General features: G+C 73.6%; 20 protein-coding genes. 11 read left to right on the forward strand and 9 right to left on the reverse strand.

The features are described 5' to 3' along the window. Positions 1-20 precede the first annotated feature (20 nt). Entirely contained in the window at positions 21-1,397 is a 1,377-nt protein-coding gene (locus PX701_RS01190) for an RNA polymerase sigma factor (protein ID WP_275505235.1), read from the reverse strand. Positions 1,398-1,404: 7 nt separating this feature from the next. Beyond that, a complete protein-coding gene (locus PX701_RS01195) occupies positions 1,405-1,839 on the reverse strand; it encodes a YciI family protein (RefSeq protein WP_231429737.1) in 435 nt (144 codons plus the stop codon). Between the two features lie 201 nt (positions 1,840-2,040). Between PX701_RS01195 and PX701_RS01200 the strand changes: the two genes are divergently transcribed. Then, entirely contained in the window at positions 2,041-2,409 is a 369-nt protein-coding gene (locus PX701_RS01200) for a heavy-metal-associated domain-containing protein (protein WP_231429738.1), read from the forward strand. Between the two features lie 13 nt (positions 2,410-2,422). Here the strand turns inward: PX701_RS01200 and PX701_RS01205 are convergent, their stop codons facing one another. Together PX701_RS01205 and fdhD are read right to left on the reverse strand one after the other, a co-directional pair. Continuing rightward, positions 2,423-4,750 (reverse strand): FdhF/YdeP family oxidoreductase, encoded by a 2,328-nt coding sequence (locus tag PX701_RS01205; RefSeq protein WP_275505236.1) that lies wholly within the window; start codon positions 4,748-4,750, stop codon positions 2,423-2,425. Then, on the reverse strand, positions 4,747-5,712 hold the full coding sequence (gene fdhD / locus PX701_RS01210) for a formate dehydrogenase accessory sulfurtransferase FdhD (protein ID WP_275505237.1): 966 nt from the start codon (positions 5,710-5,712) through the stop codon (positions 4,747-4,749). Before fdhD ends, PX701_RS01205 begins: the two co-directional genes overlap by 4 nt. A 138-nt stretch (positions 5,713-5,850) precedes the next feature. On the opposite strand from fdhD, the gene mobA reads away from it, so the two are divergent. Genes mobA through PX701_RS01225 form a run of 3 tightly spaced genes read left to right on the forward strand, consistent with a single transcriptional unit; the run spans position 5,851 to position 7,978 of the window. Then, the gene (mobA, locus tag PX701_RS01215; protein ID WP_275505238.1) at positions 5,851-6,534 is read left to right on the forward strand and encodes a molybdenum cofactor guanylyltransferase; all 684 of its coding nucleotides are present in this window, start codon (positions 5,851-5,853) and stop codon (positions 6,532-6,534) included. Beyond that, complete coding sequence (locus tag PX701_RS01220) at positions 6,531-6,797, forward strand: DUF6457 domain-containing protein (protein WP_275505239.1); 267 nt, start codon at positions 6,531-6,533, stop codon at positions 6,795-6,797. Before mobA ends, PX701_RS01220 begins: the two co-directional genes overlap by 4 nt. Next, complete coding sequence (locus PX701_RS01225) at positions 6,794-7,978, forward strand: molybdopterin-binding protein (RefSeq protein WP_275505240.1); 1,185 nt, start codon at positions 6,794-6,796, stop codon at positions 7,976-7,978. The genes PX701_RS01220 and PX701_RS01225 overlap by 4 nt, the downstream gene beginning before the upstream one ends. A gap of 221 nt (positions 7,979-8,199) precedes the next feature. On the opposite strand, the gene PX701_RS01230 is transcribed toward PX701_RS01225, so the two are convergent. Beyond that, positions 8,200-10,566, reverse strand: a complete 2,367-nt coding sequence (locus tag PX701_RS01230) for a copper-translocating P-type ATPase (RefSeq protein WP_420831035.1) — start codon at positions 10,564-10,566, stop codon at positions 8,200-8,202. Positions 10,567-10,720: 154 nt separating this feature from the next. Between PX701_RS01230 and PX701_RS01235 the strand changes: the two genes are divergently transcribed. The 6 genes from PX701_RS01235 to PX701_RS01260 all read left to right on the forward strand — a co-directional run bounded on the left by PX701_RS01235 (position 10,721) and on the right by PX701_RS01260 (position 15,120). Next, positions 10,721-11,734 carry an NAD-dependent epimerase/dehydratase family protein gene (locus tag PX701_RS01235; protein ID WP_275505241.1) on the forward strand — a complete coding sequence of 338 codons (1,014 nt, stop codon included), beginning with the start codon at positions 10,721-10,723 and terminating at the stop codon, positions 11,732-11,734. A 225-nt stretch (positions 11,735-11,959) separates the two neighbouring features. Then, the gene (locus PX701_RS01240) at positions 11,960-12,892 is read left to right on the forward strand and encodes an arginase family protein (protein ID WP_275505242.1); all 933 of its coding nucleotides are present in this window, start codon (positions 11,960-11,962) and stop codon (positions 12,890-12,892) included. Positions 12,893-13,002: 110 nt separating this feature from the next. Further along, the gene (locus tag PX701_RS01245) at positions 13,003-13,593 is read left to right on the forward strand and encodes a sulfite oxidase-like oxidoreductase (RefSeq protein ID WP_231429747.1); all 591 of its coding nucleotides are present in this window, start codon (positions 13,003-13,005) and stop codon (positions 13,591-13,593) included. Then, entirely contained in the window at positions 13,590-14,357 is a 768-nt protein-coding gene (locus tag PX701_RS01250) for a ferredoxin reductase (RefSeq protein WP_231429748.1), read from the forward strand. Before PX701_RS01245 ends, PX701_RS01250 begins: the two co-directional genes overlap by 4 nt. Further along, positions 14,357-14,629, forward strand: coding sequence for a DUF6510 family protein (locus tag PX701_RS01255; protein WP_231429749.1), 273 nt, complete (start codon positions 14,357-14,359; stop codon positions 14,627-14,629). The genes PX701_RS01250 and PX701_RS01255 overlap by 1 nt, the downstream gene beginning before the upstream one ends. Continuing rightward, positions 14,626-15,120 carry a SixA phosphatase family protein gene (locus PX701_RS01260; RefSeq protein WP_231429750.1) on the forward strand — a complete coding sequence of 165 codons (495 nt, stop codon included), beginning with the start codon at positions 14,626-14,628 and terminating at the stop codon, positions 15,118-15,120. Before PX701_RS01255 ends, PX701_RS01260 begins: the two co-directional genes overlap by 4 nt. 80 nt (positions 15,121-15,200) lie before the next feature. Here PX701_RS01260 and hutI read toward each other — a convergent pair whose 3' ends face one another. From hutI to PX701_RS01280, 4 genes are all read right to left on the reverse strand, one after another. After that, positions 15,201-16,424, reverse strand: a complete 1,224-nt coding sequence (gene hutI / locus PX701_RS01265; RefSeq protein ID WP_231429751.1) for an imidazolonepropionase — start codon at positions 16,422-16,424, stop codon at positions 15,201-15,203. 130 nt (positions 16,425-16,554) lie between these two features. Then, positions 16,555-18,282, reverse strand: coding sequence for a urocanate hydratase (locus PX701_RS01270; RefSeq protein WP_231429752.1), 1,728 nt, complete (start codon positions 18,280-18,282; stop codon positions 16,555-16,557). Between the two features lie 70 nt (positions 18,283-18,352). Continuing rightward, positions 18,353-19,576 carry a sensor histidine kinase gene (locus tag PX701_RS01275; RefSeq protein ID WP_275505243.1) on the reverse strand — a complete coding sequence of 408 codons (1,224 nt, stop codon included), beginning with the start codon at positions 19,574-19,576 and terminating at the stop codon, positions 18,353-18,355. Beyond that, entirely contained in the window at positions 19,573-20,229 is a 657-nt protein-coding gene (locus PX701_RS01280; RefSeq protein WP_231429754.1) for a response regulator transcription factor, read from the reverse strand. The genes PX701_RS01275 and PX701_RS01280 overlap by 4 nt, the downstream gene beginning before the upstream one ends. A 128-nt stretch (positions 20,230-20,357) precedes the next feature. Between PX701_RS01280 and PX701_RS01285 the strand changes: the two genes are divergently transcribed. Continuing rightward, positions 20,358-20,894 carry a hypothetical protein gene (locus PX701_RS01285; protein WP_231429755.1) on the forward strand — a complete coding sequence of 179 codons (537 nt, stop codon included), beginning with the start codon at positions 20,358-20,360 and terminating at the stop codon, positions 20,892-20,894. Positions 20,895-20,900: the final 6 nt, after the last annotated feature.

The following is a 20,900-nucleotide window of genomic DNA, read 5'->3' on the forward strand; positions in this document are numbered from 1 at the left end:
CACGTCCTGCTCCGTCGGCGCTACTCGACCGCCGGGGGCCCGCCGAGCTCTGCGATCCGCGCGAGCAGCGCCTCGCGCTCTCGTGCGTTGCCCGTGAGCCGGGCGGCCGTCTCGAGCTCGCCGCGCGCCTCGCCGGTGCGCCCGAGGCGAGCGAGCAGCTCGCCGCGCACGGCCGGCAGCGGGGGATACCCGGCGAGTCTCCCGCCGGCGACGAGCTCGTCGACGACCAGGAGCGCCGACGCCGGCCCCGTCGCCATCGCGATCGCCGCGGCGCGGTTGAGCTCCACGACGGGCGATGGGGCGATGCGACCGAGCGCCTCGTAGAGCACGACGATCTGGGCCCAGTCGGTCTCGTCGGCCGAGGGGGCGACCGCATGGCAGCCGGCGATCGCGGCCTGCAGGCCGTACGCGGCGCGCCCGCGCCCGATGCGGTCGGCCCGGTCGAGCGCCGCCCGCCCGCGGGCGATCTGCGCGCGGTCCCAGCGCGAGCGGTCCTGCTTGTCGAGGGGGATCGCACTGCCGTCGCGCGCCGTGCGCGCCGGGAAGCGGGCGGCGGTGAACTCCATGAGCGCGACGAGCGACTGCGCCTCGGGCTCGCGGGGCATGAGGCCCGCCACGATCCGGGCGAGCCGCAGGGCCTCGGCCGAGACGTCCGGCCGCAGCCATTCCTCGCCCGACGCGGGCAGGTAGCCCTCGTTGAAGATCAGGTAGAGCACGTGCAGCACCGAGGCGAGGCGCTCGGGGTACTCGTTCGGCTCGGGCACGGCGAAGGGCACGTTCGCGGCGGCGAGGGTCTTCTTCGCGCGCACGATCCGCTGCTGGATCGTCGCGGTCGGCACGAGGAACGCGCGGGCGATCTCCTCGCTCGAGAGGCCGCCGACGATGCGCAGCGTCAGCGCGATCTGGGCCTCGCGCGACAGCACGGGGTGGCATGAGACGAAGACGAGCCGCAGCACGTCGTCGTCGATCGTGTCGGGGTCCCAGAAGGTGTCGGATGCCTCGCCGCCCTGCTGCTCGAGATCGCGCGCCATCGCGGCGTACCGCTCGTCGAGCCGTTCGCGCCGGCGCCAGCCGTCGATGGCCCGGCGCTTCGCGACCGCCGTCAGCCAGGCGCCGGGGTTGCGCGGCACGCCCTCGTCGGGCCACTGCCCGAGGGCCTCGACGAGCGCCTCCTGCGCGAGGTCCTCGGCCTGGCCGACGTCGCCGGTGAAGCGGGCGAGCGTCGCGACGATGCGAGCCGACTCGATGCGCCAGACCGCGGCGATCTCGCGCCGGGCGCGGTCGGCGTCGGCCGGGCCGGAGGTGCCGCGGCCGGAGGTGCCGCCGCCGGAATGCCGGGCCCGGTCGGCGTCGGCGTGCGCCGAACCGGCCGAGCCCGAGGCATCCGTCTCGCTCATGGTGCGGTCACGCCCCCGCCGTGCCCAGGCGACCCTCGGCCTCCTCGCGCCAGCCGGCTTCCTTCTGGATCCACTCGTTGTCCTGCGGGAAGTCCTCGAGCTCGGTGACGCGACGCACCTCGAGCTTCGAGCCGGGGCCGAGCGGGCAGCGCTTGGCCCACTCCGCGGCCTCCTCGGGGCTCTGCGCCTGGATGATCCAGAAGCCGTTGAAGAGCTCCTTCGTCTCGCCGTAGGGGCCGTCCGTCACCACGGGCGGGGTCTGGTCGAAGTCGACGACGAAACCCTCCTTCGCGTCGGTCAGTCCCTCGCCCGCGAGCAGCACGCCGGCCTTGATGAGCGACTCGTTGTAGGCGCCCATCGCGGCGATGACCTCGTTGAAATCGAGCTGCTCGTAGGCCTCGACGGCGGCGTCGTTCGATCGCATGATCAGCATGTACTTCACGGTGTTCTCCTTGTTCGGATCGATGTCGATGCGGGGCCGAAGTGCCCGCCTCACTCATGCGTCGAACGGGGCGGGGGCCGGATCGACATCCGGGCGGAAAAAGTTCGGAACTGTTTCGGCCATGTTCTCAGACGCCGATCGGCTTGGTGATTGATACCCCACCGGGGTATAGTTCTAAATATCGAGGGAAGGATGACCGACATGACCCACAGCCACGCCGCCACCACCGTGCCCGAGGGCGCCACCGAACTCCAGCTGGTCGACCAGGCCGCCGCTGCGGATGCCTCGTGCGCGTGCTGCGCGATCCCCGACGCCGCGGCGACGTCGACCGCGCCCGCGGAACTCGACGGACTCGTGAGCGCCCACTACGCCGTCGCCGGCATGACCTGCGGCAACTGCGTGCGCCACGTCAGCGCCGAGCTCGCCGCCATCGAGGGCGTGGAGGCGGTCGAGGTCGAGCTCGTCGCCGGCGGCGTCTCGACCGTCACGGTGCGCAGCAGCTCGCCGCTCGCCGACGCCGCGGTCGCCGCCGCCGTCGAGGAGGCCGGCTACGAGGTCGTCCCGCGCTGAGCGCGGGAGGGCGTCAGCCTGCGACCGGCTCGAGGCGCACGATGACGGCCTTCGAGACGGGGGTGTTGCTGCCGTCGGCGGCGCTCTCGAGGGGCACGAGCACGTTCGCCTCGGGATAGTAGGCGGCGGCGCAGCCGCGCGCGGTCGGGTACGCGACGAGGCGCTGGGCGGGCAGCACCCGGTCGGCCTGGCCGGGCCACTCGCTCACGACGTCGACGCGCTGCCCGTCGGCGAGTCCGAGCTCGGCGAGATCGTCGGGGTGCACGAACACGACGTCGCGGCCCTTCTTGATGCCGCGGTAGCGGTCGTTCAGGCTGTAGATCGTCGTGTTGAACTGGTCGTGCGAGCGAAGCGTCTGCAGGATGAGCCGGCCGGCCGGCCGTTCGAGGTGCTCGAGCTCGTTGACCGTGATCTGCGCCCTGCCCGTCGGGGTGTCGAACCGGCGCACCCGCGGTGAGATGGGCAGTTCGAAGCCGTTCTTCCTGCGGACGTCGTCGTTGTAGCGCTCGAATCCCGGCACGACGCGCGAGATCCGGTCGCGGATGAGGTCGTAGTCGCGCTCGAATTCGGACCAGGGGATGTCGGGCGCCTCGAGACGCTCCGCTCCAGCGGAGGCACCGGTGCCGCCGAGCGTCGCCTGCGCCATGCGGCACACGACCGCGACCTCCGAGAGCAGGCCCGGCGCCACCGGCGGGATCGCGCCGTGGCTGCCGTGCACCGAGCACACCGTGTCCTCGACCGAGACGAACTGCGGAACGCCGCCCTGCAGGTCGACCTCGGTGCGGCCGAGCACGGGCAGGATGAGCGCCTCCTCGCCCGTGACGACGTGCGAGCGGTTGAGCTTGGTCGACACCTGCACGGTGAGCTTCGCCCGCCGCATGGCCTGCTCCGCGACCTCCGTGTCGGAGATGGCGGCGACGAAGTTGCCGGCCATCGCGACGAACACGTCGATCTCGCCGTCGCGCAGCCCCTGCACGGTCTTCACCGCGTCGCGGCCGTGCTCGCGCGGCACGGGGAATCCGAACTCGGCCTCGAGGGCGGCGAGGAAGCGCTCGGGCATCTGCTCCCAGATGCCCATCGTGCGGTCGCCCTGCACGTTGCTGTGCCCGCGGATCGGGGCCGCGCCGGCGCCCGGCTTGCCCATGTTGCCGCGCAGGAGCAGGAGGTTGACGATCTCCTTGATGGTGTCGACCGACTTCTTCTGCTGGGTGAGGCCCATCGCCCACGTGACGATCACCCGGTCGGCCGCGAGGTACGCGTCGGCGAGCTCGTCGATCTCGGCCGAGCTGATACCGGTCGCCGCGAGCACCTCGGCCTCGTCGAGGCCGGCCAGGTGCGTGCGGAAGTCGGCGAGCCCATCGGTGCAGGCGGCGAGGAACTCGTGGTCGAGCACGGTGCCGGGCGAGGCGTCCTCGGCGTCGAGCACCCGCTTCGAGACCGCCTGCAGCAGCGCCATGTCGCCGCCGGAGCGGATCTGGATGAACTGGTCGGCGAGCTTCGTGCCGCGTCCGATGACGCCGCGCGGGCGCTGCGGGTTCTTGTAGCGCATGAGCCCGGCCTCGGGCAGCACGTTGACCGCGACGATGCGCCCGCCGCGCCGCTTCTGGTCCTCGAGCGCCGAGAGCATGCGCGGATGGTTCGTGCCCGGGTTCTGCCCCATCACGATGATGAGGTCGGCCTGCTCGAAGTCGTCGTAGACGACGGTCGCCTTGCCGACGCCGATCGACTCGGTGAGCGCGGTGCCGGATGACTCGTGGCACATGTTCGAGCAGTCGGGCAGGTTGTTCGTGCCGAAGGCGCGCACGAACAGCTGGTAGAGGAACGCGGCCTCGTTCGACACCCGGCCGCTCGTGTAGAACGCGGCCCGGTCTGGGCTCTCGAGTGCACCCAGGCGCTCGCCGATGAGCGCGAACGCGGCCTCCCACGAGATCGGCTCGTAGTGGTCGGAGCCGGCCGGCTTGTGGACGGGCTCGACGAGCCGGCCCTGCTGGCCGAGCCAGTACTCGCTCCTGTCGAGCAGCGAGGTCAACGAGTGCTCGGTCCAGAACGAGGTCGGCACGGTGACGGGCGTCGCCTCCCACGTGACGGCCTTCATGCCGTTCTCGCAGAACTCGAGCGTGTGCCGGTGCTCGGGCGGGTCGGCCCAGGCGCAGCTCATGCAGTCGAAGCCGCCGTCCTGGTTGATCGTGAGCGACAGCTTCGCCGTTCGGCCGAGGCCCATGTCGTCGAGCGCGGGAACCATCGCGTGCACGATGGCGGGCACGCCGACCGCGGCGTCCTCCAGGTGCCCGACGTGGAGGTCGGGGTAGGGGTCGGTCGCGCGCTGTTCGTTCACGGTCACCTCGGCTGTGTGGGTGCGGGCACGCGGGCGGGCTCGCCCGGGCGGTCGGGTGCGGTCGCGCGGCCGTGCCTGCCGCCGCGGTCGGGTCGGGCGCTGCGGGATGCCGCGGCCGAGGCATCCGGGCGAGCCGTCGCGGCCGGCTCGACCAGCCGGTCGGGTCGCGAGTACGCCACCAGCGACGGGTCGCGCACGAAGCCGAGGAGGGTCAGGCCGACCTCGTTCGCGAAGTCGACGGCGAGCGACGACGGCGCCGACACGGCCGAGAGCACCGGGATGCCGGCCATGCCCGCCTTCTGCACGAGCTCGAAGCTCGCGCGCCCCGAGACCTGCAGCACCATGCCGCGCAGGGGCAGCAGGCCTTCGCGGGCGGCCCACCCGACGACCTTGTCGACGGCGTTGTGGCGGCCCACGTCTTCGCGCACCACGAGCAGCTCGCCCGTTCGGCCGTCGAAGAGGGCCGCGGCGTGCAGGCCGCCGGTCTGGTCGAACACGTCCTGGGCGGCGCGCAGCCGGCCGGGCAGCGCGATGACGAGCTCGGGGTCGATGCGCACGGGGTCGTCGTCGACGGCGAAGGCCGAGCGCGTGCGCACCGCGTCGATGCTGGCCTTGCCGCAGACACCGCAAGCGCTCGTCGTGAGCCGGTCGCGGTGCAGCGAGGCGTGCGGTGGGGCGACCCCGGGGGCGAGCGTCACGTCGAGCACGTTGTAGGTGTTGGCGCCGTCGGCGCCCGCGCAGTGGATCGCACCCGCGACGTCGGTGCCGCGCACCACGACGCCCTCGGAGACGAGATAGCCGATCGCCAGGTCGACGTCGTGGCCAGGCGTGCGCATCGTGACCGCGAGTTGCGACCCGCCGACCCGCATCTCGAGGGGCTCCTCGACGGCGAGCAGGTCGTCGCGCCGACTCACCGACCCGCCGACCGTGACGCGTGTGATCCGCTTCCTCGCGGTGATCCTGCCCATCCCTCCTTGGTATCAGCATCGGTGGCCCGCGCAAAGCGCCGGACGTCCACCGATTCAGATGCCCGGCATCACCGATCGAGATGCCCGTTTCGCCGGGATGCCGCAGCGCGCCCCCGCCCGACTGCCTAGCATGAACGCATGATCGAGCTCGGTGCCGTGGTGCTCATGGGCGGCCGTGCCTCACGGCTCGGCGGCATCGTCAAGGGCGACCTCGGCATCGACGGACGGACCCTGCTCGAACGCGCCGTCGACGCGGCGGCGCCCGCGGGGGAGATCGTCGTGGTCGGCGAGGCCGGACGATCGCGGTTGCCCGCCGCGGTCCTGGTCGTGCGAGAGGACCCGCCGTTCGGCGGCCCCGCCGCGGCCGTCGCCGCGGGGGTGCGCGCGCTGGGATCGGATGCCTCGGCCGTGCTGCTGCTCGCCGGCGACCTGCCGTTCGCGGCCGACGCGGTGCCGGGGCTGCTCGCGGAGTTCGGCGTGGTCGCGGGCCGCATGCGCGGGGCGGGCGACGCACGTGGCGAGGGCCCCGGAATCGAGGGGGCCGAGCGCGGAGCGCGCGACGCGGCCGACGGGGTGCGGGCGGTCGATGCCGAGGGCCGGGCGCAGCACCTGCTGTGCGTCGTGCGGCGGCACCCGCTCGAACGGGCGATCGCCGAGCTCGAGGCGCGCGGGCCGCTCGAGGGCAGTTCGATGCGGTCCCTCCTCGCGCCGCTGCGATTCGTCGATCTCGGGGTGCCGGGGACTGCCACCATGGATGTGGACACCTGGGCCGACGCGGAATCCGTCGGCGCGACCGGTGCGACCCGAGGGGAGACCCCATGACCGCGAACGACGACCTCGACCGCACCCTGCAGGAGTGGGCCGACCGGGTGCGCGCCGAGCTCGACCTGCCCGACGTGCCGCTCGACGTGAACGCCGTGCTCGGCGTCGCCGGTGTCGCGGCGCACGCGGTCGTGCGGCCGGCCGCGCCGATCACCACGTACCTCGCCGGCTACGCCGCCGGCGTCGCCGCCGCGCGCGGCGCGGACCCCGAGGCGGCCGCTCGCGACGCGCTCGACCGGGTGCGACGGCTCGCGTCGTCGTGACGGTGCACCGGGCCGGGCTCGACCTCGTGACCGCGCGGGCGCGAGCCGCTGCCGCGGCGCCCGACCTCGTCGTCGAGGAGGTGCCGCTGGATGCCGCGATCGGCCGGGTGCTCGCGGGCGACCTCGTCACGCCGATCCCGCTGCCGCACTACACCTCGTCGGCGATGGACGGCTGGGCGGTGCGGGGTCCCGGCCCGTGGCGGGTCGTCGAGGCCGACACCGCGGCTGCCGCGCCGTCCTCCGAGACGGAGCTCGCTCCCGGCGGCGCCGTCGTCATCGTGACGGGTGGGCTCGTGCCCGCAGGCGCCGAGGCGGTACTGCGGCGCGAGGCCGGTCGCGTCGTCGACGGGCGACTCGAAGCGGTCGGCGACCTCGGCCGGCGCGATGTCGCGGGCCGACGCCACCTCAGGGCGGCCGGCGCCGAGGCGAGGGCGGGGGAGGTCGTGCTGCCCGACGGAGTGCCGCTGACCCCGCCGCGCATCGCACTCGCGGCCGCGACCGGTGTCGACCGCCTGGTCGTACGACGACGGCCGAGGGTCGCACTCGTGCTGACCGGGGACGAGGTCATCGAGTCGGGGGTGCCGGCGCCCGGGCGCGTACGAGACAGCTTCCGAACGATGCTGCCCGCGATGCTCGACGCCCTCGGTGCCGAGGTCGTGGCGGTGCACCGCGCGGGCGACGACCTCGCCGCGACCGAGACCGCCGTCACCGCCGACGCCGCCGACCTCGTCATGACGACGGGTGGCACCGGCGGGTCGGGCGTCGATGTCGTGCGCGCCGCCGTAGACGGGCTCGGCGCCGAGTGGCTCGTGCCGTCCGTCGCGATCCGCCCCGGCGGGCCGACCTTCCTCGCACGAGCCGGGGGCCGGCTCGTGCTCGGGCTCCCGGGCAACCCCCTCGCGGCCGTGCTCGGACTCGTCGCGGTCGGCGGCCCATTGCTCGCCCGCTGGACCGGAGTGGGGGAGGCGCTCACCGAGGTCGTCGTCTCGGAGGCCCTCGACGGCGCCCCCGGCGCGACGCGTCTCGTCCCGGTCATCGTCCGCGACGGCCGGGCAGCGCCCGCTGCGCACCTCGGCACGGGAATGCTGCGCGGCCTCGCCGACGCCGACGCGATCGCCGTCGTGCCGGCCGAGGGGGTCGCCGCCGAGGCATCCGCCCTCGCCCTTCGCCTGCCGTGGTGACGGCGCGCCCCGTCGGCGGGGCGACCGCCCGGGCGCACGCGGTTCGGGAAGAACCGCCCGGCACGCCGCGGCGAGCGGGCGACACGCGGGGCCAGGCGCGGAAGTTCCGACCGAGCCGTTCTCCTGGAGGGACGCCCGGCGCCTGCGAGGGCCGGCCGAACGCGACCGTCCGGCCCGTCGACCGCTGATGCGGACGGCGGGCCGGACGGGTGACGGGAGGGTCAGCGCGTGCGCTCGAGGACCGCTCGCGTCGAGGCCTCGGGGCGCAGGTCGAGGCGGCGCAGCAGCTGCGCGTTCGCCGAGACGATGACGGTCGAGAGGCTCATCAGGATCGCGCCGACCGACATCGGCATCACGAACCCGATCGGGGCGAGCACGCCCGCCGCGAGCGGCACCGACACGAGGTTGTAGCCGGCGGCCCACCAGAGGTTCTGGCTCATCTTGCGGTAGCTCGCCCGCGACAGCTCGATCACCGAGAGCACCGAGCGCGGGTCGCTCGACGCGAGGATGACCCCGGCGGAGGCGATCGCGACGTCGGTGCCGGCGCCGATCGCGATGCCGACGTCGGCCTGGGCGAGCGCGGGCGCGTCGTTCACGCCGTCGCCGACCATCGCGACCGAGAGGCCCTCGCGCTGCAGCTCCTGCACCTTGGCGGACTTGTCTTCGGGACGGACCCCCGCGTAGACCCGGTCGATGCCGAGCTCGGCGGCGACCGTGCGGGCCACCGGCTCGGCGTCGCCCGTGATCATGACGACCTGCACGCCGAGCGCGTGCAGCGCGTCGACCGCCTCGCGCGACTCGGGACGGATCTCGTCGGCGAGGGCGATCGCGCCCGCGACGGCGCCGTCGATGACGACGTGCAGCACGGTCGCGCCGGCCTCGGCCCAGGAGGTGGATGCCTCGAGCACGTCGAGGCCCTCGCGCCGGAGCAGCCCGGGGCCGCCCACCTGCACGACGCGGTCGCCGACCTTCGCGCGCACTCCGATGGCGGCCGATGCCTCGAACTCGGTCGCGCCGTACACGGCCAGGCCGCGGTGGAACGCGTCGGCGACGATCGCCTTCGCGAGCGGGTGCTCGGAGTCCATCTCGGCGGAGGCGGCATCGGCGAGCACGGCGTCGAGGTCGAAGCCGGGGGCCGCCGCGGCATCCGTGACGGCCGGCTCGCCCTTCGTGAGGGTGCCCGTCTTGTCGAAGAGCACCGCGCCGACCGTGCGCATCGTCTCGAGGGCGAGGCGGTCGGTCACGAGCACGCCGCCGCGGGCCGCGCGCTCGGTCGCGATCTGCACGACGAGCGGGATGGCGAGGCCGAGGGCGTGGGGGCATGCGATCACGAGCACCGTGATGGTGCGGACGACGGCGTCGTCGGGGTCGCCGAGCAGCGTCCAGGCGATCGCCGTGATGACGGCGGCGCCCAGCGCGAACCAGAACAGCCAGCCCGCGGCGCGGTCGGCGAGGCGCTGCGCGTGCGAGCTCGAGGCCTGCGCCTGCGCGACGAGGCGCTGGATCCCAGCGAGCGCGGTGTCGTCGCCGACCGCGCCGACCCGCACGCGGATCGCGGTGTCGGTCGCGACGGTGCCTGCGACGACGTGGTCGCCGGGGCCGCGGCTGACCGTGGCCGACTCGCCCGTGATCATCGACTCGTCGATCGCCGCGGTGCCGTCGACCACCTCGCCGTCGGCCGGCACGCGCCCGCCGGGGCGCACGATCACGAGGTCGCCGACGCCCAGCTCGCTCGGGGCGACCGTCTCGGTCTCCGTGCCCGCCGAGCCCGTCGAAGGCTCGACCACCCGCTCGGCCTCATCGGGCAGGAGTGCGGCGAGGGCGTCGAGTGCGCTCGAGGCCTGCATGATCGAGCGCATCTCGATCCAGTGGCCGAGCAGCATGATCACGATGAGGAGCGCGAGCTCCCACCAGAAGTCGAGGTGATGACTGACGAGCATGAGGCTCGCCGCGAGGCTCGCGAAGTAGGCGACCGTGATCGCGAGGCCGATGAGCAGCATCATGCCGGGCTTGCGGGCCTTGAGCTCCGACCAGGCGCCGGTGAGGAACGGCTTGCCGCCCCAGAAGTACATGACGGTGCCGAGCACCGGGGAGATCCACGGGACGATCGCGTTGTCGGGCAGCGAGTAGCCGAGGATCGAGGCGAACATCGGGCTGAACGCGATCGTGGGGATCGCGATGACGAGCATGATCCAGAACAGGCGGCGGAACTGGCCGACGTGATCGCCGTGGCCGCCGTGGCCGGACATGTCGTGCCCGGCGTGGCCGGCGTGCATGTCGTGGCCCGCGTGGGCGTCGCCGTGACCGGCGTGCGCGGCGTGGGGGGCCCCGGTCGCGGTGCTCGTGCCGTGGCCGGCGTGCATGTCGTGGCCTGAGTGCGGGTCGTGCCCTGCGTGGCCCTCGTGCCCGGCGTGGCCCGAGTGGCCTGAGTGCGGGTCGTGCCCGGCGTGGCCCTCGTGCCCGGCGTGCGGGTCGTGGGTCACGGCCGCGGCGCCCTCGGCGTGGCCCGCGTGCTGCGCGTGGTGATGGCCGGCGTGGCCCTCGTGCGCGTCGTGCTCGGTGTGCGTCTCGTTCTGGCCGGCGCCCATCGCGTCCTCCTGTGGTCGTTCCCTCAGATTAATACCCCTAGGGGGTATCTGCAAGGGGGAACCGCAACCCGATTCCCACTATTCCGCATCGGAGTGCATCAGCGCTCGGCGAACACGATGGCGCCGTTCCGGGAAGGTCTGCTGTGATGGCGAGATGCAGATCCTGATCCTCGGTGGAACCCAATGGCTCGGTCGTGAGCTCGCCCGCGATGCGCTCCGGCGCGGACACGAGGTGACCTGCCTCGCGCGCGGCGAGGCGGGCGAGGTCGCACCCGGAGCACGGCTCGTCGTCGGCGACCGGTCGCGGGCCGACGCCTACGACGCGCTCGGCGACGCCGAGTGGGACGCCGTGATCGACGTCACGCGACAGCCGGGATTCGCGCGTCGCGCCGCCGCGGCGCTCGCCCAGCGGGCACGGCACTGGACGTTCATCTCATCGGGCAACGTGTACGCGCACCACGACGAACCGGGTGCCGACGAGACGGCTGAGCTCATGCCGCCCCTCGAACCCGACGAGTCGACGCCCGAGACCTACGGCGAGGCGAAGTCGGCGATCGAATCGGCCTACCATGAGGCGCTCGGCGACCGGCTGCTCGTCATCCGGCCCGGCCTCATCGGCGGCCCGGGCGACGCCTCGGGCCGCACCGGTTACTGGGTCGCGCGCTCGGCGCGCGACGACGAGCCGATGCTCGTGCCCGACATCATGGATGCCTCGGCGCAGTTCATCGACGTGCGCGACCTCGTCGGCTGGACGATCGACTCCGTCGAGCGCGGGCTGACCGGTGCGTTCAACGCGGTCGGCGATCGCTCGACGTTCGGTGCGTTCCTCGACGCGTCGCGGTCGGTCGGCGGTCACCGCGGCGAGGTGCTGCCCGCACCCAGCGCGTGGCTCGAGCGGCAGGGCGTCGCCGAGTGGTCGGGCGAGGAGTCGCTGCCGCTCTGGATCATCGCTCCGACGTGGGCGTCGTTCCAGGATCGTTCGAACGCCGCGGCCCGTGCCGAGGGCCTCGAGCTGCGCCCGGTCGAGGAGACGCTCGCCGACCTGCTCGCATGGGAGCGCGAACAGGGACTGGATCGGTCGCGCGGTGCCGGACTCAGCGCCGCACGCGAGCGCGAGCTCGTCGCGGTGCTGCGTGCCGAGCGAGCGAATCGGCTCGTCGAGGAGTGAACCGGCGGGGCGCACTCGAGTACGGGCGCCGCGCCGCTCATCCCGTCTCGAGGCTGGGAGCGACGGGCGCTCGACGACGGGGCTCGAGGGGCGCATCGCCCCGCCGGCGTGCGCGTCTTCCCGACGGATCGGGCCTCCCGCCCTGCGGCCGGGCCGTCTGGGATGACAGACGGCGTGACGGCGCGAGGGCTGGGCGCGGACGCGGCCGACTCGTAGCGTGGGGGCATGGCCGACGTCGCACTCTCGAACGATCCCCTCTGGCCCCGCGCGGGAGACTGGCCCGCGCCCGAGTCGCTCGCACCCGAGGCATCCGCTCGCCTCGCCCTGCTCGGCGTGCCGGCGTGGCGCACCTCGCTCTCGCCGACCGACGCGCACACGACCCCCGCCGCCGTTCGCCAGGCGCTGCGCCGATACAGCCCGGCGCTCGTGCCGAGCCGGCAGGAGGGCCGCGACGCCGTCGACCTCGGTGAGCAGGCCGTCGTCGACGCCGGCGACATCGTCGAGCCCGACGGCCCCGAGGGGGAGACGCGCACGCGCGCCCGGGTCGCCGAACTGCTCGAGCGCGCCGAGACCGTCATGGCGCTCGGCGGCGACAACTCGGTGACGGTCGCGACCGCGCTCGGCGCCTACGGCGACCGGCTCGACACCGCCGGCCTCATCACGATCGATGCGCACTACGACCTGCGCGACGGCGTCTCGAACGGGTCGCCCGTGCGCCGCCTCGTCGAGGCGGGCCTCGATCCGCGACGCATCGTGCAGATCGGCATCGCCGACTTCGCGAACTCCGCCGTGTACGCACGCCGCGCCGCCGAGCTCGGCATCACCGTCGTCCGCCGCGACGAACTGCACGGCCGCCGGCCCGCCGATGTCATGGCCGAGGCGCTCGAGATCGCCGGCGCCGCGGGCGGCCCGGTGCACCTCGACATCGACGTCGACGCCTGCGACCGCTCGGTCGTGCCCGGATGCCCCGCGTCGATGCCCGGCGGACTCGCCGCGTGGGAGCTGCGCGCCCTCGTGCGCGCCGCGGGCGGCGATGCCCGCGTCGTCAGCGCCGACCTCGCCGAGGTCGACGCGAGCGCCGACGCACCCGACGGCCGCACGGTGCGGCTCACGGCGCTCTGCGTGCTCGAGTTCCTCGCCGGCGTGGCCTCGCGCTGAGCGGGCCGGCGTCGCCCGACATCCGGCCGTAGCGCGTCGCGCCGAGGAGTGACAGGCTGAGCCTGTACTCGACCGCCGCGCGGGCGGCGGTTCCCTCGAAGGGAGTCGCGATGTCGTTCATCACCCGGGGCTTCACCGGCCGCAGCCGAGAGCGCGACGATCGGCTGCCGCCGGGGCAGACGCTCGTGCACGACTTCCCGGTGCTGTCGGCCGGGCCGACCCCCGAGGTCGACACCGCCGACTGGGAGTTCACGATCCGCACCGAACACGGCGGCCGGCGGTGGAGCTGGGACGAGTTCATGCAGCTCGAGATCGAGGATGTCACGACCGACATCCATTGCGTCACGCACTGGTCGAAGCTCGGCACGAACTGGCGCGGTGTCTCGCTCGACACCCTGTTCGCCGAGGTCGAGACCGAGTACGACTACGTGATGGCGCACAGCTACGGCGGCTACACGACGAACGTGCCCCTCGAGGAGCTGCTCGGCGGCAGGGCCTGGGTGGCCTTCGAGTTCGACGGCGAGCCGTTGGACCCCGAGCACGGCGGCCCGGCCCGGCTGCTCGTGCCGCACCTGTACTTCTGGAAGAGCGCGAAATGGGTGCGCGGGCTCGAGCTCATGCCCACCGACGACCCCGGATTCTGGGAGCAGAACGGCTACCACCTCCACGGCGACCCGTGGAAGGAGGAGCGCTACTGGTGAGCGAGGTGCAGCAGCTCCAGGCGGCGCCCCGCACCGCGTGGCACGTCGCCGAGGTCACCGAGACGCGGCGCGAGACGCCCACGGCCGCGCGCATCTCGCTCGACGTCGTGGGCTGGCCGGGCAACCTCGCCGGCCAGCACCTCGACGTGCGCCTCACCGCCCCCGACGGGTACACCGCGACCCGCTCGTACTCGATCGCCTCGTCGGGCGACGGCGAGCGGGTGGTGCTCGCGGTGGATCGGCTGCCCGACGGCGAGGTCTCTCCGTTCCTCGTCGACGAACTGCGCGCCGGCGACCGGCTCGAGGTGCACGGCCCGCTCGGTGCGTTCTTCGTCTGGCGGCCCCCGGCCTCCGGCGCGGTCGGGCGACCCGTGCAGCTCATCGCGGGCGGTTCGGGCGTCGTCCCGCTCGTCGCCATCGCCCGCGCGCATGCCGACGCGGGCGATGCCACGCCGTTCCGCCTGCTCTACTCGGTGCGCACGCCCGACGACGTCTTCTTCGCCGCCGAGCTCGAGGCGGCGCGGCGCGGGCCGGCGCCGCTCGAGGTCGAGTTCGTCTACACGCGGAGCGCCCCCGACGGCTCGGGCGGCCCCGTCGGCCGGATCACGCGCGAGCGCCTGGCGGCCGCGGTGATCGGGGCCGATGCCGCGCCGATCGTCTACGTGTGCGGGTCGACCGGGTTCGTCGAGCGCGTCGCCGCGTGGTTGATCGAGCTCGGCCACGACCAGGCGGCCATCCGCACCGAGCGTTACGGAGGAACCTGATGCAGCACTTCGACGGCAATCTGCTCGCGGGCCCGCTCGCCGAGGTGTTCGCGTTCGACCCGACGACGGCGCGGGCGCGCTGCAACGGCTGCGGGGCCGTCGCCGAGCTCGCGACCGCCCTCGTCTACCGCAGCGGCGCGGGCAGCGTCGCCCGCTGCCGAGGCTGCGGCGCCGTGCTGCTCAGCCTCGTCGAGGGCGACGGCCGCCGCTTCGTCAACTTCACCGGCACCGGCGCGATCGAGATCACCACGGCAGGAAGGGACGACGCATGAAGACGCTCTACCTCGTGCGACATGCCAAGTCGGACTGGGGAGACCCGTTGCTCGAGGACCACGACCGTCCGCTCAACGAACGCGGCCTGCGCGACGCCCCGGCGATGGGGCACCGCCTCGCCGAGCGGGGCGTGAACCCCGACCGCATCGTGACGAGCACCGCCGTGCGCGCTCGCAGCACCGCTCGGCTCCTCGCACGGACCCTCGGCATCGGCGACGACCACGTCGTCGAGGACGACCGGCTCTACGGGGCGACGGCGTCCCGCATCCTGAACATCGCCTCGGGGCTCGACGACGCCATCGGCACGGCGATGCTCGTCGGACACAATCCGGGCATGAGCGACGCCGTCGGCGAGCTCACCGGCGAGTGGGTCGAGCTGCCGACGTGCGCGGTCGTCGAGTGCCTGGTCGACGTCGACTCATGGGCCGAGCTCATCGAGGGCACGGGCGACCTGGCAGCGGTCGACACGCCCAAGGGCCAGCTCCGCTGACATCGGGGTGCCCGCGCGATCCGGCGAGCGGTCGACGGCCGGGATGACTCGCGCCGACGCGCCGGGCCCGCCGGCGCGGCTCAGGCGATCGGTGCGCCGGCGGCCCAGACACGGCGCACGATGGGCACGCCGGGGCGGTATGCGAGGTGCAGGTAGCTGGGGGCGTCGAGCTCGACGAGGTCGGCGCGCATGCCTGGGCGGAGCGCGCCGACGTCGGAACGGCGCAACGCCTTCGCACCGGCGGCCGTCGAGGCCCAGAGCGCCTCGGCAGGGGTCATGTTCATGTCACGCACTGCGACCGCGATGCAGAACGGCATCGAGCTCGTGAAGCACGACCCCGGGTTGCAGTCGCTCGCGAGCGCCACCGTCACCCCGGCCTCGATGAGCCTGCGCGCATCGGGGTACGGCTGCCGGGTCGAGAACTCGACGCCCGGCAGGAGCGTCGCGACGGTGTCGGACGAGGCGAGCGCCGCGACATCCTCGTCGCTCAGGAAGGTGCAGTGGTCGACCGAGGCGGCGCCGAGCTCGACCGCGAGGCGGACGCCGCCGCCCTCGCCGAGCTGGTTGCCGTGCACGCGGATGCCGAGCCCGGCGTCGCGTCCGGCCTCGAGCACCCGGCGCGACTGTTCGGGCGAGAACGCGCCCCGCTCGCAGAAGGCGTCGATCCAGCGCGAGTGCGGCGCGCACGCGTCGAGCATCTCGCCGATGACGACGTCGACGTAGGCATCGCCCGCCGCGACGGGGTCGCCGTCGAAGCGCGGGTCCTCGCGGAACTCGAACGGCACGACGTGCGCACCGAGGAAGGTGACCTCTGAGGTGACCTCGCGGGCGAGGCGTACGAGGCGCTCCTCGTCGGCGACGCTGAGCCCGTAGCCCGACTTCACCTCGAACGTCGTCGTGCCCTGCGCGTGCAGCTCGGCGACGAAGCCCGTGAGCCGGGCGCGCAGCTCGTCGTCGGTCGCGGCGCGGGTGGCGGCGACGGTCGACCTGATGCCGCCCGCCTCGTAACGGCGCCCGGCCATGCGGGCGGCGAACTCCTCGGCGCGGTCGCCGCCGAACACGAGGTGCGTGTGGCTGTCGACGAAGCCTGGGATGACGGCGCGCCCGCCCGCGTCGACGAGCTCGACGCCCGACTCGGGCGTGTGGGCGGATGCATCGGCGGCGGCGCCGACCCAGGTCACTTCGCCGTGCTCGACGAGCACTGCGGCGTCGCGCACGATGCCGAGGGGGCCGCCCTCGCGGCCGGGCTGCTCGTCATTGGTGACGAGCTCGCCGATGTTCGTGATGAGCGTGGCCCGAGGCATCCTGGTCGCCTTTCGATCGTCGTGCTGAGTTCGAGTCTCTCAATCGAGCGGGCGATCTCGGCGGCGCGATCGCGGTGCGATGCGCTGGGATCGCCCACTCGACGGAGGAGGGGAGCGGAGGAGGAGCCGCTCAGCCCTCGAGCATCGGCACGTCGACGCCGCGCTCGCGCGCGACCTCGATCGCCCGCTCGTAGCCGGCGTCGACGTGACGGATCACGCCCATGCCGGGGTCGTTCGTGAGCAGCGCCGTGAGCTTCGCCGCGGCGAGCTCGGTGCCGTCGGCGACGGAGACCTGGCCCGCGTGGATCGAGCGGCCGATGCCGACGCCGCCGCCGTGGTGGATCGACACCCAGGTCGCGCCCGACGACGCGGCGGTGAGGGCGTTGAGGAGGGGCCAGTCGGCGATCGCGTCGGAGCCGTCCTTCATGGCCTCGGTCTCGCGGTACGGCGAGGCGACCGAGCCCGAGTCGAGGTGGTCGCGGCCGATCACGATCGGCGCCTTCACCTTGCCTTCGGCGACGAGCCGGTTGAAGAGCAGGCCGGCCTTGTGGCGCTCGCCGTAGCCGAGCCAGCAGATGCGGGCGGGCAGGCCCTCGAACTCCACGCGCTCGGCGGCGGCGTCGAGCCACTTGTGCAGGTGCGCGTTCTCGGGGAACAGCTCCTTGATCGCCTCGTCGGTGACGCGGATGTCCTCGGGGTCGCCCGAGAGCGCGACCCAGCGGAACGGCCCGAGGCCCTCGCAGAACAGGGGACGGATGTACGCCGGCACGAAGCCCGGGAACTCGAACGCGCGGTCGTAGCCGCCCTTGCGCGCCTCGTCGCGGATCGAGTTGCCGTAGTCGAAGACCTCGGCGCCGGCGTCCTGGAACTCGACCATGGCCTGCACGTGGTGCGCCATCGACGTCTGCGCCTTGCGGGTGAAGCCCTCGGGGTCGTCCTGCGCGGCCTGCTTCCAGTCGGCGACCGAGATGCCCTCGGGCAGGTAGGCGAGCGGGTCGTGCGCGCTCGTCTGGTCGGTGACGACGTCGACGGTCAGCTCGCCCGCGCGGTGGCGGCGCAGGATCTCGGGGAAGACCTCGGCGGCGTTGCCGACGTAGCCGACCGACCAGCCGCGGCGCTCCTCCTTGGCCTTCAGCACCTTGGCGATCGCGGTGTCGAGGTCGGTCTCGACCTCGTCGAGGTAGCGCTTGCCGGCGCGGCGGCGCAGGCGCGTCTCGTCGACGTCGACGATGAGGCAGGCGCCGTCGTTGAGGGTGACGGCGAGGGGCTGGGCACCGCCCATGCCGCCGCAGCCGCCGGTGAGGGTCAGCGTGCCGGCGAGGGGACCCTCGCCGTCGCGAGCCGCCGCACCGCCGAGCGCGCTGCCGCGCCCCTCGCGCTTGAGCTTCTCGCCCACGGCCGCGAAGGTCTCGTAGGTGCCCTGCAGGATGCCCTGCGAGCCGATGTAGATCCACGAGCCGGCGGTCATCTGGCCGTACATCGTGAGGCCCTCGGCCTCGAGGCGGCGGAACTCGGGCCACGTCGCCCAGTCGCCGACGAGGTTCGAGTTCGCGATGAGCACGCGGGGGGCCCACACGTTGGTGCGGAAGACGCCGACGGGCTTGCCCGACTGCACGAGCAGGGTCTCGTCGGCCTCGAGGCGCTCGAGCGTCTTCGTGATGGCGTCGAACGCCTCCCAGTTGCGGGCGGCCTTGCCCGTGCCGCCGTAGACGACGAGGTCCTCGGGGTGTTCGGCGACCTCGGGGTCGAGGTTGTTCATGAGCATGCGCAGCGGCGCCTCGGTCTGCCAGCTCTTCGCGGAGAGCTCGGTGCCGCGAGGCGCGCGGACGGTGCGCGTGGTGGTCGTTGCGTCGGTCATGATTCGATGGTCGCGCACGTGCGGCACTGCGACAACGGATGCCGCGGGGCGGGCGTCTGGGATCCCAGAACTAGCCCGTGGTGGCGTACGACTCGCCGGGAAGGCGCACGGTCACGACGAGCCCGCCGCCCGGCCGGGTCACGAGGGCGAGTTCGCCGTCGTGGGCCTCGACGATCGCCCGCACGATCGAGAGGCCGAGCCCGGCGCCCGAGCCGTTGCCCGTGCGCTCGCCGTCGAGCCGGCGGAAGGGCTCGACCAGGCGGTCGAGCTCGTACGGGGCGATCGGCCGGCCGGTGTTCGTCACCTCGAGCAGGGCCCTGCCCGAGGCATCCGTGCGCGTCGTCACCCGCACCCACCCGTCGGCGGCGAGGTTGTGCCGCACCGCGTTGTCGACGAGGTTGCGCACGAGCTGCTCGAGCAGCACCGGGTCGCCCGCCGTCGGGGCCTCGTCGGCGATGAGCTCGATCGGCGGGGCCGCGGGGTCGCCCGTCGTGCGAGCCCGCGCCTCGTCGACCACGTGCTCGGCGACGTCGGCGAGATCGACGAACCGCCGTTCGCCGAGCTCGCGCTCGGAGCGGGCGAGCAGCAGCAGCCCGTCGATGAGCCGTTCGTGCCGCGCGTTCACCTCGAGCAGGGTCTCGCCGAGGAGCTTCAGGTCGGGCGAGGCGTCGGGCCGCTCGGCGGCGACCTCGATGAGGGCCCGATTGAGGGTCAGCGGCGTGCGCAGCTCGTGCGAGGCGTTCGCGATGAACCGCCGCTGCGCGTCGAACGCGGTGTCGAGGCGCGCGAGCATGCCGTCGAACGTCTCGGCGAGCTCGGTGACCTCGTCGCGCGGACCCGTGAGGTTGATGCGCTCGTGCATGCGGCGGTCGGCGTCGGGCGCGTCGGCGATGCGGCGCGCGGTCTCGGTGATCGTCGAGAGCGGGCGCAGCATGCGCCCGGCGACGAGCCAGCCCATCCATGCCGCGATCGCGCCGACCACGACGACCGCGATCGCGCCCTGGGTGATGAGGGCGCCGAGCGCCTCGTCGCGCGCCGCGCCCACGATCTTCACCGTGTACAGGTAGTTCTGCTCGGCGCCGGCGGGCGGCGTCGGCGCGGCCGGGTCGAACGAGGGCGCCTCCTCGCCCGGTGCGGTGCAGCAGTAGGAACTGCTCACGATCGACGCGTCGCCGATGAGCCGTTGCTGCACGAGCGCCCAGGTGAGCACGAGCATCACGAGGCCCGCGACGAGGAACAGCAGGCCGTAGACGACCGTCAGCCGGGCGCGCAGGGTGAGCCGGAACCGTCTCATCGGATGCGATACCCCACGCCGGCCTCGGTCTCGATGATCGAGGCATCGCCGAGCTTGCGGCGCAGCTTCAGGATGGTGATGCGCACGACGCCCGTGAACGGGTCGATGTTCTCGTCCCACGCCTTCTCGAGCAGCTGCTCGGCGGACACGTATGCGCCGTCGGCGCGCAGCAGCTCGACGAGCACCGCGAACTCCTTCTTCGACAGTGGCACGTACCGGCCGTGGCACACGACCTCGCGGTGGTGGGTGTCGACCCGCACGCCGGCGCGCTCGAGCACGGGCGGCGCGGCGGGTCGCGAACGCCGGCCGAGCGCCTCGACGCGCGCGCCGAGCTCGGCGAACGCGAACGGCTTCGGCAGGTAGTCGTCGGCGCCCATCGCGAGGCCCGCCACCCGGTCGTCGACCGTGCCGGCCGCGGTGAGCATGAGCACGCGCGTCGGCATCTCGGCGGCGGCGATGTGGCGGCACACGTCGTCGCCGTGCACGACGGGCAGGTCGCGGTCGAGCACGACGAGGTCGTAGTCGTTGACGTCGACCCGTTCGAGCGCGCTGCCGCCGTCGCCGACCACGTCGACCGCGTGCGCCGCGTTCCGCAGCCACTCGGCGACGGCACCGGCGAGCAGCGGCTCGTCCTCCGCGACCAGGATGCGCATCTGCCCATTGTCGCCGGTCGGCGCGTTACCGGGGCGTTAGCGCGCACGGTCACGACCGGGAAACGGCGGCTGGGGTGTGCTGGGCAGACCCGGGGCCGCGGCGGCCCCGCTCGACGGAAGGACCTCGGATGCCTCGCCCCAGCCGGCTCGCGACCCCGATGCTCGGCGTGCTCGTCGTCACCGCGGCACTCCTGCTCGCCGGGTGCACGGCCGACGCGCCGCCGTCGGTCGCGTCGCTCGACGACCCGGATGCCCCGGGCATCGCCGGCCTCGCGTCGACGACCGAACCGGCGCTCGATCTCGACGGCGACCCACGCGGCCTCAGCGAGTGCATGGCCGAGCAGGGGGTGCCGATCCCGATGCCGACGCAGGACGGACATTCGTTCACGTACCGGTACCCCGAGGGCGTGCCCATCGAGGAGGTCGACGAGGCGCTCGCCGCCTGCGCCCGCTTCATGCCGGGCGCCGGCGCCCCGCCCGAGCACGACCCCGAGCAGCTCGCACGGCTGCGGGAGCTCGCCGAGTGCATGCGCGAGCACGGGGTCGACGACTACCCAGATCCGCGTCCCGACGGCGTCATCGACATCCCGCCCGGGAGCCCGATCGATCCGACCGCCCCCGACTACCTCGCCGCCCAGGCGGCCTGCGTGCACAGCGACCGCTGACACGCC

The organism is Agromyces chromiiresistens (assembly GCF_029167465.1).
GTDB classification, from domain to species: Bacteria; Actinomycetota; Actinomycetes; order Actinomycetales; family Microbacteriaceae; genus Agromyces; species Agromyces chromiiresistens.